This is a genomic window from Nocardia sp. NPDC058640, assembly GCF_042716995.1.
Classification (GTDB): Bacteria; Actinomycetota; Actinomycetes; order Mycobacteriales; family Mycobacteriaceae; genus Nocardia.
Genome location: NZ_JBHXRG010000004.1, coordinates 170809 through 185425, shown reverse-complemented (window position 1 = coordinate 185425; position 14617 = coordinate 170809). Strand labels below are relative to the sequence as shown.

The 14617-nt window shown below is 64.8% G+C and carries 10 protein-coding genes; 3 read left to right on the top strand and 7 right to left on the bottom strand.

Translation table 11 applies throughout. The features are described 5' to 3' along the window. The first annotated feature begins 55 nt into the window (after positions 1 to 55). Together ACFWU5_RS08895 and ACFWU5_RS08890 are read left to right on the top strand one after the other, a co-directional pair. A complete protein-coding gene (locus tag ACFWU5_RS08895; protein ID WP_379266662.1) occupies positions 56 to 1312 on the top strand; it encodes an FAD-dependent oxidoreductase in 1257 nt (418 codons plus the stop codon). A gap of 96 nt (positions 1313 to 1408) precedes the next feature. Continuing rightward, a complete protein-coding gene (locus ACFWU5_RS08890; protein ID WP_379266661.1) occupies positions 1409 to 1963 on the top strand; it encodes a hypothetical protein in 555 nt (184 codons plus the stop codon). 12 nt (positions 1964 to 1975) lie between these two features. Here ACFWU5_RS08890 and ACFWU5_RS08885 read toward each other — a convergent pair whose 3' ends face one another. Continuing rightward, positions 1976 to 2506, bottom strand: coding sequence for a CGNR zinc finger domain-containing protein (locus ACFWU5_RS08885; protein ID WP_379266660.1), 531 nt, complete (start codon positions 2504 to 2506; stop codon positions 1976 to 1978). A gap of 38 nt (positions 2507 to 2544) precedes the next feature. On the opposite strand from ACFWU5_RS08885, the gene ACFWU5_RS08880 reads away from it, so the two are divergent. Then, positions 2545 to 3534: a DMT family transporter gene (locus ACFWU5_RS08880; protein ID WP_379266659.1), complete on the top strand. Its 990-nt coding sequence runs from the start codon at positions 2545 to 2547 to the stop codon at positions 3532 to 3534. A 10-nt stretch (positions 3535 to 3544) separates the two neighbouring features. Here the strand turns inward: ACFWU5_RS08880 and ACFWU5_RS08875 are convergent, their stop codons facing one another. The 6 genes from ACFWU5_RS08875 to rplJ form a co-directional block, all read right to left on the bottom strand. Then, positions 3545 to 3868 carry a hypothetical protein gene (locus ACFWU5_RS08875; protein ID WP_379266658.1) on the bottom strand — a complete coding sequence of 108 codons (324 nt, stop codon included), beginning with the start codon at positions 3866 to 3868 and terminating at the stop codon, positions 3545 to 3547. Positions 3869 to 3997: 129 nt separating this feature from the next. Next, positions 3998 to 7951 (bottom strand): DNA-directed RNA polymerase subunit beta', encoded by a 3954-nt coding sequence (locus tag ACFWU5_RS08870; RefSeq protein WP_379243339.1) that lies wholly within the window; start codon positions 7949 to 7951, stop codon positions 3998 to 4000. Positions 7952 to 8056: 105 nt separating this feature from the next. Beyond that, positions 8057 to 11557: a DNA-directed RNA polymerase subunit beta gene (locus ACFWU5_RS08865; RefSeq protein WP_379266657.1), complete on the bottom strand. Its 3501-nt coding sequence runs from the start codon at positions 11555 to 11557 to the stop codon at positions 8057 to 8059. Positions 11558 to 12115: 558 nt separating this feature from the next. After that, positions 12116 to 13198: an ABC transporter ATP-binding protein gene (locus ACFWU5_RS08860; protein ID WP_379266656.1), complete on the bottom strand. Its 1083-nt coding sequence runs from the start codon at positions 13196 to 13198 to the stop codon at positions 12116 to 12118. A 241-nt stretch (positions 13199 to 13439) separates the two neighbouring features. Next, a complete protein-coding gene (gene rplL, locus ACFWU5_RS08855) occupies positions 13440 to 13820 on the bottom strand; it encodes a 50S ribosomal protein L7/L12 (RefSeq protein ID WP_379266655.1) in 381 nt (126 codons plus the stop codon). Between the two features lie 62 nt (positions 13821 to 13882). Then, positions 13883 to 14446, bottom strand: coding sequence for a 50S ribosomal protein L10 (rplJ, locus tag ACFWU5_RS08850; protein ID WP_379243347.1), 564 nt, complete (start codon positions 14444 to 14446; stop codon positions 13883 to 13885). Positions 14447 to 14617 lie beyond the last annotated feature (171 nt).

The window sequence follows — 14617 nt, the reverse complement described above, 5'->3', positions numbered from 1 at the left end:
TACTACTACGCTTTGTCGTAGACCTGTTGGTGGGACCGATCGCAGGGGGAAACTCATGGACAAGACCACGTGTTGCATCGTCGGCGGTGGCCCCGCGGGCACGATGACCGGCCTGCTGCTGGCCAGAGCCGGCGTCGAAGTCACTGTGCTGGAAAAACATTCCGACTTCCTCCGAGACTTCCGCGGCGACACGGTGCACCCGTCCACCATTCGACTGATCGACGAACTGGGCCTGGGCGCCGCATTCGCCGAGTTGCCACGCTCCGAGCTGACCCGGATGCGCATGTACGCGGGCGACCGCATGGTCGTGGCCGCCGACCTCACGCGCATTCCCGGCAGGTACCGGCACATCGCCATGGTGCCGCAATGGGACTTCCTCGACCTGCTGACCAGGTCCGCAGCCGAAGAGCCGACCTTCACTTTGCGGATGCGCTCGACCGTGACCGGACTGATCGACGAGGCGGACCGAGTGGCCGGCGTGCGCTACGTCGACGCCGACGGCAACGAACAGGCTCTGCACGCCGACCTCGTGATCGCCTGCGACGGACGCGATTCCGTGGCGCGCGAGGCAGCGGGACTGCGGCAGCAGATGGAGGACGTGCCGATGGACATGTGGTTCTTCCGCATCCCGAAAGCCGTCGACGACACCGACGGCGGGGCCGTGCAAGCCCGCTTCACCAACGGCAACTCCGCCGTCGCCATCGACCGCGGCGACTACTACCAAACCGGCTACATCATCGAAAAGGGCTGCGACGCACAGCTTCGTGCCGCACACGACGTGGCGTGGCTGCGCGATCGCATCACCGAACTGTTCGGCTGGCCCGCCGAGTCGACGGCAGCCATCCAGACCTGGGACGACGTCGTGCTGCTCGAGGTCACCGTCGGCATGCTCGAACGGTGGTACGTGCCCGGACTGCTGTGCATCGGCGATGCCGCGCACACGATGTCACCGGTCGGCGGCGTCGGCGTGAACCTCGCCGTCCAGGACGCCGTGGCGGCCGCGCGCATCCTGGCGCAGCCACTGCTCGACGGCACCGTGCAGACCGCCGACCTGGACAAGGTGCAGCGCAGGCGGCGGCTGCCCGCGAGTTTCACCCAGCGATCCCAGCGCGGCGAGCACGACATGCTCATCGCGCCCGCGCTGCGCGGAACCCTGCACACCGCTCCCCTGCCGTTGCGCCTGGTGGACTCCGTGCCCGCGCTCGCCGGTCTCACCGCCTATCTCGGCGGCATCGGACTGCGCCCGGAGCACGCGCCGGAGTTCGCGCGACGGCCGCGATCCGGCGCCGAATCGACGGGCACCATGACCTGAACCGGTGGGGCGACCCCGCCTACAGCACCGCAGGTTGTCACCCCTTTCCGCTACCGTGAACAGCAGAGGAATCCGCACGGGTGGGTGGTGATGGAGATGGTGTTCGACCCGCTGGCCGACATCGAACGCGCGCTGGCCGAGCAGGCCGGGTGGACGTGGTTCGACGACTACCTGCTGTATACGTGCGGGGTGGCGGATCTGCTGGCGCGTGGGGAGGTCGCGTTGATTCCGGCTGCGGCGACGCGGGTGCGGATGCAGCCCGGTGAGGTGTGTCTGGCCGACGGGCCGGTCAACTGGTACACGTGGCGTACCACTCGATGGGTGCTCGAGCGGGCCGGGTCGGTGATGATCTCGGACCGGCGATTACATCTGACCAATCCCGAGCGGTCGTTCTCGCTGCACTGGTCGGCGCTCGAGTCGATCGACCTCACCGCGCCGGACCGGATCGGGTGTCGGTTTCCCGACCGGGACGGCAAGTGGCAGCAGATACAGGTCCATACGCCGTGGGCGGCACTGCTTTTCGTCACCGGGGCGCTGCGGCATTTTCCGCATCATCCGCTGTTGAAGTCCGGGGCGTGGTTGCCGTCGGGGTTCGAGGACAAGTGTCATCTGGCGGGCAAGAAGTGTCCGAAGGTGCGTGCGCTGGGCTGACAGCACAGGTCTTCAGCGTTGTCGCGCGCGATAGGCCGCGACGGCGTTGCGATTGCCGCAGGCGGTGCTGCAGTAACGGCGGGATCGGTTGCGGGACAGGTCCAGTACCAGGCCCTGGCAGTCCGCGTCGGCGCAGACCGACAGGCGGCTGAGGTCGTCGGCGCGGATCACGTCGATCATGGCCATGGCGGTTTCGACGGCGATGCGGACCGGCAGTGGAGCCTGGTTCGGGACGGCGTGCACGTGGTAGTCGACGTCGCCGTGGCGGACCAGTTGCGGGAGAGCGCGATGTTCGGCCAGCGTCTCGTTCACCAAGGTGACGGCGGTGGCTCGGTCGCTGGTGAGCATGCTCCGCAGGGGCGCGCGTAGGGCGCGGACGGCGGCCAGTTCGGCGGGATCGCCGGTGTGCACGCCCGTGTAGTCGTGCCGGTGGAAGAACTCTTCGAGCTGGGCCGTTTCGGTCAAGGTGTCTGGATCTTCGGCGGAATTGACCAGTTCTACCGCCGCCAGCAGGGCCGCTTCGGTGTCATGAGCAAAAACCATGTTGACACATTACCTCATCGCGCTTACCGTCATTAGTCATGGACACTTTGACTCATGACCGCGCGGCGAGCCGGATCCGAACCGGGTTGCTGTTCGCTCTCGCCTCGGCGACCTCGTTCGGCATGTCGGGGCCGCTCGCGCGCGGACTCATGGACGCGGGGTGGAGTGCGGCCGCGGTCGTCGCGGCACGCGTGTTGCTCGCCGGAGTTGTCCTGCTGCCCTTGGCAATTCACCAGTTGAAAGGCAACTGGCCGCTGGTGCGTGCCAACGCCAGGCTCATCGCGGTCTACGGTTTGATCGCCGTGGCGGGCACCCAACTCGCCTACTTCAACGCGGTCGCGCGCATGGAGGTCGGCACCGCGTTGCTGATCGAATTCGCTGCCCCGATCGCCATCGTCGGCTGGCTGTGGGCGCGTCATCGTCAGCGGCCGGGCGCGGCTACCATCGCGGGCGCCGCCCTCGGTATCACCGGGCTGATCCTGGTCCTGGACGTGCTGTCCGGGGTGTCGCTCGATCCGATCGGGATCGTGTGGGCACTGGGTTCGATGGTCGGTGCCGCCACGTACTTCCTGCTGTCCGCCGAAGGCGGCGAACTCCCCGGCACCGTCCTGGCCGCAGGCGGCCTCCTGATCGGCGGCGCGACCCTGCTCCTCGCCGGCGCCCTCGGCATCGTCCCCCTACACGCCACCACAAACCCCGCCGTCTTCGCCGATTTCACCACCCCCTGGTGGATCCCGATCCTGCTCATCGGCATAGTCACCGCCGCCATCGCCTACGTCACCGGCATCGCCGCCACCCGCCACCTAGGCTCCCGCCTGGCCTCCTTCGTAGCCCTCACCGAAGTCCTAGCCGCCCTCATCTTCGCCTGGCTCCTCCTAGGCGAAGCCCCTCGCCCCATCCAACTACTGGGCGGCGCCCTGATCCTCATCGGAGTAATCACCGTCCGCCTCGGCGAACCCACCCCGCCCGTCCCTCTGGGCAACCCGGAAACGCCCGCCGACACCATCGACGAACCCGTGTCGCAATGACCGAGTCGAGCTACCTGGTGTCGAGGTATTCGTCCGGTGTGATGGTCAGCGCGGTGCCGGGCATCGCGATCGTCAGCAGTCCGGTGTCGGCCGCCCAAGTCACATGGACCTCGGCTGCCGGGTAAGGGACGTTGTAAAGCAGTCCACGATTGGGCGAGGTCCCGATGACGATGTCGTGCTCGGTGGCCAACAGTCCTGGCGTTGTGCGGTGGTACACGCAGTACTCCGTGTTGCCTTGCCGACTACAACTCACCACGATCTGGTCCGACATCACATCCGCGGTGACTCGGTAGACGGTGAACACCGTCGCCAGCACGCCAATTATCGCGAACACGACAACCACTATCTGAGCCTTCACACGGGGACTCTACGCACAATTCGGTGACAGCCACCCGGCGAACGCCACAAAAACGGCCCCCGCTCTCGAAAGAGCGGGGGCCGAAATCTGTTGGCTGCCTACTGCTTAGCGGTAGTCGCTGAAGCCGTAGTCGTCCAGCGGCACTGCTGCGCCGGTGGAGGAGCCGAAGCTGTCCGGGGAGTAGTAGGTGTCGTCGTAGGACGGCACCGCGTACGCCGCGGCACGGGCTTCTTCGGTCGGCTGCACCTGGATGTTGCGGTAACGGTTGATACCGGTACCGGCCGGGATGAGCTTGCCGATGATCACGTTTTCCTTCAGGCCGATCAGCTTGTCGGAGCGGCAGTTGATCGCCGCGTCCGTCAGCACTCGGGTGGTCTCCTGGAAGGAAGCCGCCGACAGCCACGAATCGGTGGCCAGCGACGCCTTGGTGATACCCATCAGCACGGGACGGCCCGAGGCCGGCTCGCGGCCTTCGGCCACCACGCGACGGTTCGAGTTCTCGAACTCGGCGCGCTCGGTGAGCGAGCCGGGCAGGAACTCGGTCGCACCCGAATCGATGATCGTCACACGACGCAGCATCTGGCGAACGATGACCTCGATGTGCTTGTCGTGGATCGACACACCCTGCGAGCGGTAGACCTCCTGGACCTCGTGGACCAGGTGGACCTGCACCTGACGGGGACCCATCACGCGCAGCACCTCGTGCGGATCGGCAGCGCCCTCGAGCAGCTGCTGACCCACCTCCACGTGGTCACCGTCGGTGAGCAGACGCTCGGAGCCGTCGTCGTGCTTGAACACCCGCAGACGCTGACGCTTCGAGAGCTTGTCGTAGACGACTTCCTCGGACCCGTCATCAGGGATGATCGTGATCTTGTAGAAGCGGTCGTCGTCCTCGAGCCGCACCCGACCCGAGACCTCCGCGATCGGCGCCTTGCCCTTGGGGACACGGGCCTCGAAGAGCTCCTGAACACGCGGCAGACCACCGGTGATGTCGTCGCCGGCGACGCCACCCTGGTGGAAGGTACGCATGGTCAGCTGGGTACCGGGCTCACCGATGGACTGGGCCGCGACGATGCCGACGGCCTCGCCGATGTCGACCAGCTTGCCGGTGGCCATCGAACGGCCGTAGCAGGTGGCGCAGACGCCGGTGCCGGTGGTGCAGGTCAGCACGGAGCGGACCTTCACCTCGGTGATACCGGCCTCGAGCAGCGCCTCCAGCGCGGGGTCGCCGAGGTCGGCGCCCTTCGCCACGATGACGTTGCCCTTGGCGTCGACCGCGTCCTGCGCCAACGTACGGGCGAAGGTCGAGGTTTCCACGTGGGCGTCACGGATGATCGTGCCGTCGGCCAGCTTCTCCGCGATCGGGACCACGATGCCGCGCTCGGTGCCACAGTCCTCTTCGCGGACGATGACGTCCTGCGACACGTCGACCAGACGACGGGTCAGGTAACCCGAGTCCGCGGTACGAAGCGCGGTATCGGCCAGACCCTTACGAGCACCGTGCGTGTTGATGAAGTACTCGAGCACGGTCAGGCCCTCACGGAACGAGGACTTGATCGGGCGCGGGATGAACTCACCCTTCGGGTTCGTCACCAGGCCCTTCATACCCGCCAGGGTACGAGTCTGGGTGAAGTTACCCGTGGCGCCGGAGTCGACGATCGTGATGATCGGGTTGTCCGGCGGGTAGTGGGTGCGCAGTGCGGCGCCCACTTCCTCGGTGGCTTCCTGCCAGATCTTGACCAGCGCGTTGTTGCGCTCGGCGTGATCGAGCGCACCACGCTGGTACTTCTTCTCGATCAGGTCCGCCATCGACTCGTAGCGTTCCATGATCTCGGGCTTCTCCGGCGGAACGAGCACGTCCGTCATGGAGACGGTGACACCCGAACGCGTGGCCCAGTAGAAGCCGGCGTCCTTGAGCTTGTCCACGGTCTGCGCGACAACGATCATCGGGTAACGCTCAGCGAGATCGTTGATGATCGTGGCCTGACGCTTCTTCGGCATCGGCTCGTTGATGAACGCGTAATCCGCGGGCAGCAGCTCGTTGAAGATCACGCGACCCAGCGTGGTCTCGGCCAGCCAGGCCTGCCCACGCTTCCAACCATCGGGGAACAGTTCGTTCTCGATGTCACGCGGCGGACGCTGCTCGGTCAGTCGCACCTTGATGGTGGACCGCACGGTCAGCTCGCCACGATCCACGGCCATCTGCGCCTCGGCGGGCGAGGAGTAGACGCCGTACTCGGGCTCGTCCTTGGTCGCCGGACGGTAGGTGCCCGCACCGTTCTCGTCGAGACGAGTCAGGTAGAACAGGCCCGTCACCATGTCCAGACGGGGCATCGCCAGGGGGCGACCCGACGCCGGGGACAGGATGTTGTTCGACGACAGCATCAGGATGCGTGCCTCGGCCTGCGCCTCCGCGGACAGCGGAAGGTGCACGGCCATCTGGTCACCGTCGAAGTCGGCGTTGAACGCCTCACACACGAGCGGGTGCAGCTGGATGGCCTTGCCTTCGACCAGCTGGGGCTCGAAGGCCTGGATGCCCAGGCGGTGCAGGGTGGGCGCGCGGTTCAGCATCACCGGGTGCTCGGCGATGACCTCTTCGAGGACATCCCACACCTGGGCACGCTGACGCTCGACCATCCGCTTGGCGGACTTGATGTTCTGCGCGTGGTTCAGATCCACCAGACGCTTCATGACGAACGGCTTGAACAGCTCGAGCGCCATCAGCTTCGGCAGACCACACTGGTGCAGCTTGAGCTGCGGACCGACGACGATGACCGAACGGCCCGAGTAGTCGACACGCTTGCCGAGCAGGTTCTGACGGAAACGACCCTGCTTGCCCTTGAGCAGATCGCTCAACGACTTCAGCGGGCGGTTACCCGGTCCGGTGACCGGACGGCCACGACGGCCGTTGTCGAACAGGGCGTCGACCGACTCCTGCAGCATCCGCTTCTCGTTGTTGACGATGATCTCGGGCGCACCCAGATCGATCAGTCGCTTGAGGCGGTTGTTGCGGTTGATCACGCGGCGGTACAGGTCGTTCAGGTCGGAGGTGGCGAAACGGCCACCGTCGAGCTGAACCATCGGACGCAGCTCCGGCGGGATCACCGGGACAGCATCCAGCACCATGCCCATGGGCGAGTTGCCGTTGGTCTGGAAGGCCGCGACGACCTTCAGACGCTTCAGCGCACGCAGCTTCTTCTGGCCCTTGCCGCTGCGAATGGTCTCGCGCAGCTTCTCGGCCTCGGCGTTGATGTCGAAGTTCTCCATCAGCTTCTGGATGGACTCCGCACCCATGGCGCCGGTGAAGTACTCGCCGTAACGGTCGACGAGCTCGCGGTAGAGCACCTCGTCGACGATGAGCTGCTGAACCGACAGCTTGGTGAAGGTGGTCCAGATCTCGTCGAGACGGTCCAGCTCACGCTGCGAGCGGTCGCGCAGCTGACGCATTTCGCGCTCGCCGCCGTCCTTGACCTTGCGACGCACGTCGGACTTGGCGCCCTCGGCTTCCAGCTCGGCCAGATCGGCTTCGAGCTTCTGCGCGCGGGCCTCGAGGTCGGCGTCGCGCTGATCGGCGACAGCCTTCTTCTCGACCTCCATCTCGGCTTCGAGCGTGGAGAGCTCGTTGTGACGCAGCTCCTCGTCGACACCGACGATGACGTAGGCGGCGAAGTAGATGATCTTCTCGAGATCCTTCGGCGCCAGGTCGAGCAGGTAACCCAAGCGCGACGGAACGCCCTTGAAGTACCAGATGTGGGTAACGGGAGCGGCCAGTTCGATGTGGCCCATCCGCTCGCGACGCACCTTGGCGCGAGTTACCTCGACACCACAGCGCTCACAGATGATGCCCTTGAAGCGGACACGCTTGTACTTGCCGCAGTAGCACTCCCAGTCCCGGGTGGGACCGAAGATCTTCTCGCAGAAGAGGCCGTCCTTCTCAGGCTTCAACGTGCGGTAGTTGATGGTCTCCGGCTTCTTCACCTCGCCGTAGGACCACTGGCGGATGTCGTCGGCGGAGGCAAGGCCGATCCGGAGTTCATCGAAGAAGTTGACGTCTAGCACGTAACTTCCTTTCCCCTATTCGGGTCGAATTCGAGCAAAAGTTCACTAGTAGTCGAGCGCGGTGCGCGGTGCGGTCGCTTCCACAGCGACCGCACCGCCTACCACCTAGTTCGCCAGATCGTCGATGGTTGCCGCTTCGTTCCTGGACAGGTTGATGCCCAGGTTCGCCGCGGCGCGCTCCAGATCCTCGTCTTCGCCGCCGCCCATCTCGATCGCGGCGCCGTCCGAAGACAGCACCTCGACGTTGAGGCACAGTGACTGGAGTTCCTTGAGGAGCACCTTGAACGACTCCGGAATGCCCGGCTCCGGAATGTTCTCGCCCTTGACGATGGCCTCGTAGACCTTCACACGGCCGACCACGTCATCGGACTTGATGGTCAGGAGTTCCTGCAGCGTGTACGCCGCGCCGTAGGCCTGCATGGCCCAGCACTCCATCTCACCGAATCGCTGACCACCGAACTGCGCCTTACCACCCAGCGGCTGCTGCGTGATCATCGAGTACGGACCGGTCGAACGCGCGTGGATCTTGTCGTCGACCAGGTGGTGCAGCTTCAGGATGTACATGTAACCGACCGCGACCGGGTACGGGAACGGCTCACCCGAACGACCGTCGAACAGCGTGGACTTGCCGTCGGCGTTGACCATCCGCTCACCATCACGGTTGGGCAGGGTCGAACCGAGCAGACCGGTCAGCTCGTTGTCCTTGGCACCGTCGAACACCGGGGTGGCGATGTTGGAATCGGCCGGAGCCGCCAGCATCTCCTCGGGCAGCGTGGCCGCCCACTCGGGACGAGTGCCGTCCGCGGCCACGTCGATGTTCCAGCCGGCCTTACCGATCCAACCCAGATGGGTCTCGAGGATCTGGCCGATGTTCATACGACGGGGCACACCGTGGGTGTTCAGGATGATGTCGACCGGCGTGCCGTCGGGCATGAACGGCATGTCCTCCACGGGGAGGATCTTGCCGATGACGCCCTTGTTGCCGTGGCGACCGGCGAGCTTGTCGCCGTCCTGGATCTTGCGCTTCTGGGCCACGTAGACGCGGACCAGCTCGTTGACACCGGGAGGCAGATCGTCGTCGTCTTCACGCGAGAACACGCGAATGCCGATGACCTTGCCGGACTCACCGTGGGGCACCTTCAGCGAGGTGTCGCGCACTTCGCGCGCCTTCTCACCGAAGATGGCACGCAGCAGACGCTCTTCCGGGGTCAGCTCGGTCTCGCCCTTGGGCGTGACCTTGCCGACCAGGATGTCGCCGTCGCGCACCTCGGCACCGATGCGGATGATGCCGCGCTCGTCGAGGTCGGCCAGGACCTCATCGGACACGTTCGGAATATCGCGAGTGATCTCCTCGGCACCGAGCTTGGTGTCGCGGGCATCGATCTCGTGCTCTTCGATGTGGATCGAGGTGAGAACGTCCTCTTCCACGAGGCGCTGCGACAGGATGATCGCGTCCTCGTAGTTGTGGCCTTCCCACGGCATGATCGCGACGAGCAAGTTCTTGCCCAGCGCCATCTCACCGTTCTCGGTGCAGGGGCCGTCCGCGAGGACCTGCCCCTTCTCCACCCGATCGCCCTCGTCCACGATCGGACGCTGGTTCGAGCAGGTGCCCTGGTTCGACCGGTTGAACTTGCGCATCCGGTACGACTTGCGGCTGCCGTCGTCGGCCATCACGGTGACGTAATCGGCCGAGACCTCTTCGACGACACCGGGCTTCTCGTTGATCACGACGTCGCCGGCGTCCACGGCCGCACGCAGCTCCATACCGGTGCCCACGATCGGGGACTCGGAACGGATCAGCGGAACCGCCTGACGCTGCATGTTCGCACCCATGAGGGCACGGTTGGCATCGTCGTGCTCGAGGAACGGGATCATGGCCGTCGCGACCGACACCATCTGGCGCGGCGAGATGTCCATGTAGTCGACCTGAGCCGGGCTCACGAACTCGACCTCTTCACCGAGACGGCGAACAAGGACCTTCTCCTCGAGGAAGTGGCCCTCGTTGTCGACCGGCGAGTTGGCCTGGGCGCGAACGTACCGGTCCTCCTCGTCGGCGGTCAGGTACTTGACCTCGTCGGTGACCTTGCCGTCGACAACCTTGCGGTACGGAGTCTCGATGAAACCGAACGGGTTGACCCGCGCGTACACCGACAGCGAACCGATCAGGCCGATGTTCGGGCCTTCCGGGGTCTCGATCGGGCACATACGGCCGTAGTGCGACGGGTGGACGTCACGAACTTCCAGACCGGCACGCTCACGGGACAGACCACCCGGACCAAGTGCCGACAGGCGGCGCTTGTGGGTCAGACCCGACAGCGGGTTGTTCTGGTCCATGAACTGCGACAGCTGCGAAGTTCCGAAGAACTCCTTGATCGCCGCGACGACCGGGCGGATGTTGATCAGGGTCTGCGGCGTGATCGCCTCGACGTCCTGAGTCGTCATCCGCTCGCGAACCACACGCTCCATGCGGGACAGGCCCACGCGGATCTGGTTCTGGATCAGCTCACCGACGGTGCGCAGACGACGGTTACCGAAGTGGTCGATGTCGTCGACGCCGACGGGGACCTCTTCACCGCCGGGGGCGGTCATCGTGCGGTCACCGGCGTGCAGACGCACCAGGTACTCGATGGTGTCGACGATGTCTTCCTTGGTGAGAACCGAGGAAGTGACCGGCTTGTCGAGGTTGATGCCGAGCTTCTTGTTGATCTTGTAACGACCGACGCGAGCCAGGTCGTAGCGCTTCTCCTTGAAGAACAGGTTCTCCAACAGAGTCTGCGCGGACTCCTTCGTGGGCGGCTCGCCCGGACGCAGCTTGCGGTAGATATCGAGCAGCGCCTCGTCCTGGCCGGGAGTGCTGTCCTTCTCGAGGGTGGACATCATGATCTCGGAGAAGCCGAAACGCTCGACGATCTCTTCGGTGGTCATGCCCAGTGCCTTGAGCAGCACGGTAACCGGCTGACGACGCTTGCGGTCGATACGAACGCCGACGGTGTCGCGCTTGTCGACGTCGAACTCCAGCCACGCGCCACGTGACGGAATCACGCGCACGCTGTGCAGGTCCTTCTCGATCGTCTTGTCGATGTTGTGATCGAAGTAGACGCCAGGGGAACGGACCAGCTGAGAGACGACGACACGCTCGGTGCCGTTGATGATGAAGGTGCCCTTGTCGGTCATCATGGGGAAATCGCCCATGAACACCGTCTGGCTCTTGATCTCGCCGGTGTTGTTGTTGATGAACTCCGCGGTGACGAACAACGGCGCCGCGTAGGTCATGTCCTTCTCTTTGCACTCATCGATGGAGGCCTTGACCTCTTCGAAGCGCGGATCAGAGAACGACAGGGACATGGACCCGGAGAAGTCCTCGATCGGCGAAAGCTCTTCGAGCACCTCCTCGAGGCCGCCTGCGAGACCGACGTCGCCGCGAGCGGCTGCCTTCTCACGCCAGTCGGGTGTACCGACCAGCCAGGCGAACGAGTCCGTTTGTAGGTCGAGAAGTCCGGGCACCTCGAGGGGCTCACGGATCTTCGCGAACGAAACCCTCAACGGGGCTCCGGGGATACCAGCCTTGGTCTGGGTGGAGACTGCCAAGATGCGTCCTTCCAGCACCTCACGCGCGTCGCGTGGTGGTCCGCGACCGTCGCTTGTCTGCTACGAGTTCCGCTGGTTACGCACCCGATCGAAACCAGAACAAGCAGCAGCGGAAGTAACACCGGAAGGGTGGAACTTTCGTGTGCGAATCAAGGTGTGGACAGGAGGCAGCCAGCGCAACGTCCAAACTTACACCCCTAGGCAAGGGGGTGTCAACTTACCATCCGTGTGACTGCTCGCACGGATAACGCGCCGATGCTCCGGGACGCTGGCCGCGTCGGTGCAGTGGGCGCTGGCTTGCCCCTGTGGCAGGTGCTGGAAGCCCCTGGACGGCTATCACCGTTGTGAATAGGGTGACGGTTCGCAAGCGCCTCGTCAAGTGTTGCGAGGAGGTCTGTTCACGAACCGAGATCGCCTGAGCCGGTGGGCATCCCCCGCCCCCGACCGCGGCTATTTTACCCGCGACACGCCGTGTGCGCCAACCGTTTGACCTGCTGATAGACGGCTGTTTTCGCGCCCGTAACGCAGAACAGCCCCGGCCGGGTGGCCGAGGCTGCGCTGGGACGGGAAAGTCGCTCAGCCGTTGATCTGGCCGTGCGGAACGGTCTTGAAGGTCTCGGTGGGCTGATCGCTGCCACCGTAGTTCGCCATCACCTGCGTGTCGTTGTCGGTGGAATCCAGCGACTCACGAATCGCCACCTGCGCCGCGTGCGGCAGCGTGTGGATGATCTCGCGCACGCGCGCCTGCCGACGGAACACCGCCTGACGAGCCGGCATACCGGGCTCGGCCTTCATCTGCGGGATGATGCCGTCGATCTCCTCGGCGCCACCGTGATGGTGACCGGCGTCCACGAGCGCCTGCTCGCGCGCCATCTGCGCCTCGTCCTTCTCCTCGGACATACCGATCGGGCCGATCATGCGACCGTTGAGGAACTGCTTGACCACCGGCTCCTCGCTGGTGAGCAGCACCTCACGGGGACCGAACATCACCAGGTTGCGGCGGAACAACATGCCGATGTTGTCGGGCACGGTACGAGCCAGGTTGATGTTGTGCGTCACGATCAGGATCGTGGCGTCGATCTGCGCGTTGATGTTGAGCAGCAGCTGCGCCAGGTACGAGGTACGCACCGGGTCCAGACCCGAGTCGGGCTCGTCGACGAGGATGATCTGCGGGTCCAGCACCAGCGCGCGGGCCAGACCGGCGCGCTTGCGCATACCGCCGGAGATCTCGCCGGGCAGCTTGCCCTCGGCGCCGAGCAGACCGGTCAGCTCGAGCTTCTCCATGACGACCTGGCGGATCTGCGATTCCGTCTTCTTCGTGTGCTCACGAAGCGGGAACGCGATGTTGTCGTACAAATTCATCGAGCCGAACAGCGCGCCGTCCTGGAAAAGGACGCCGAACAGTTTCCGGATCTCGTACAGCTCCTTGTTGGAGCACGTCATGATATCGGTGCCATCGATGAAGATCGACCCACGCTCGGGCCGGAGCAAACCGATAAGCGACTTCAGGAACACCGACTTACCCGTACCCGAAGGCCCGAGCAATGCACTGACCTCACCCGAAGGGAGCGTGATCGACACGTCCTGCCAAATTCGCTGTGAACCGAAGGATTTGGTGACTCCCTCAGTCCTGACCTCGACGCCCACTGCTACCTCCATTGATCCCTGCGAGCACCCCACCCGCGTTCCCGCGCGCTCACATCACGGCGGTGCGCTGACTCTGTGGGTCCGGTCACTGTAACCCATCAGTGAGACGGGGCACACCCCTACATGACTGAAGAGTAACGTAGCCCGGCTCATACTGCCCGGACCACTGTCGCATGTCCGGACAAACAGCAAACGGGCGGCCCGAAAGGACCGCCCGTTCACAAAGCAGAAACCTCGAAAAGAGGGCTCCGAATTACTTGACGGAAACCTTGGCGCCGGCCTCTTCGAGCTTGGCCTTGGCAGCCTCGGCCGCGTCCTTGGCAACCTTCTCCAGGATCGGCTTCGGGGCGCCCTCGACCAGGTCCTTGGCTTCCTTCAGGCCCAGGCCCGAGACGATCTCACGGACCACCTTGATGACCTGGATCTTCTTGTCGCCGGCACCCTCGAGGATGACGTCGAACTCGTCCTGCTCCTCAGCGGCCTCGGCGGGGGCAGCACCGGCGGCAGCGACGGCCACGGGGGCAGCGGCGGTGACGTCGAAGGTGTCCTCGAAGACCTTGACGAACTCAGCGAGCTCGAGCAGGGTCAGCTCCTTGAAGGCGCCGATCAGTTCTTCGGTGCTCAGCTTTGCCATGGTGGTTCCTTTCGTGGTGTACCTCGCAGCGCATACGCACCGCGAAGCGGGTAATAGATGTCTTATTCGGCGTCAGCCGCGGGGGCTTCTTCGGCAGCAGGAGCGCCTTCGGCACTCGTGCGCTTCTCGAGCAGGGCCTGGGCGAGCCGGGCGACCTGCGAAGCGGGAGCGGCGAACAGCGCGGCAGCCTGCGAAGGCTTGGCCTTGAACGCACCGGCCAGCTTGGCCAGCAGCACCTCGCGCGAGTCGAGGTCAGCGATACGCTCGACCTCGGACACGGACAGCGCGCGGCCGTCCATGTACCCGCCCTTGATGACCAGGGCCTTGTTGTCCTTAGCGAACTGCTTGAGCGCCTTGGCGGCGTCGACCGGTTCACCCTGGATGAAGGTGATAGCGGTCGGGCCGACGAACAGCTCGTCCAGACCCGCCACGCCAGCTTCGCTAGCGGCGATCTTGACCAGGGTGTTCTTGGCGACGGAGTACGTAGCGCCCGCGCCGAGCGCGCGACGCAGCTCGGTGAGCTTGCCGACCGACAGGCCACGGTATTCCGTGACAACAGTGGCCGTGGAGTTCTTGAACTGCTCCGCGATCTCCGCGACAGCGGTGACCTTTTCAGGCTTCGCCATACTTCGCCTCCTCTCTGATGTCGGTTCGTTGATGCACTACCGAATCAGGGGCCAGCGACAAAACGAACGCCCCGGACGCAAGGCGTACCGGGGCGCAAAATAACTTTCGGCCTCAGCTCTGCCTGCGTGGGTCGCCAGCAATGTCGCTGGACCTTCGACCGATACCGAATC

Excerpts from the sequence above, each read along its gene's own strand:
- ACFWU5_RS08895 (WP_379266662.1), top strand. The coding sequence starts at position 56 with ATGGACAAGACCACGTGTTGCATCGTCGGCGGTGGCCCCGCGGGCACG.
- ACFWU5_RS08860 (WP_379266656.1), bottom strand. The coding sequence starts at position 13,198 with ATGGAGGTAGCAGTGGGCGTCGAGGTCAGGACTGAGGGAGTCACCAAA.
- rplJ (WP_379243347.1), bottom strand. The coding sequence starts at position 14,446 with ATGGCGAAGCCTGAAAAGGTCACCGCTGTCGCGGAGATCGCGGAGCAG.
- ACFWU5_RS08880 (WP_379266659.1), top strand. The coding sequence starts at position 2,545 with ATGGACACTTTGACTCATGACCGCGCGGCGAGCCGGATCCGAACCGGG.
- rplL (WP_379266655.1), bottom strand. The coding sequence starts at position 13,820 with ATGGCAAAGCTGAGCACCGAAGAACTGATCGGCGCCTTCAAGGAGCTG.
- ACFWU5_RS08890 (WP_379266661.1), top strand. The coding sequence starts at position 1,409 with ATGGTGTTCGACCCGCTGGCCGACATCGAACGCGCGCTGGCCGAGCAG.
- ACFWU5_RS08885 (WP_379266660.1), bottom strand. The coding sequence starts at position 2,506 with ATGGTTTTTGCTCATGACACCGAAGCGGCCCTGCTGGCGGCGGTAGAA.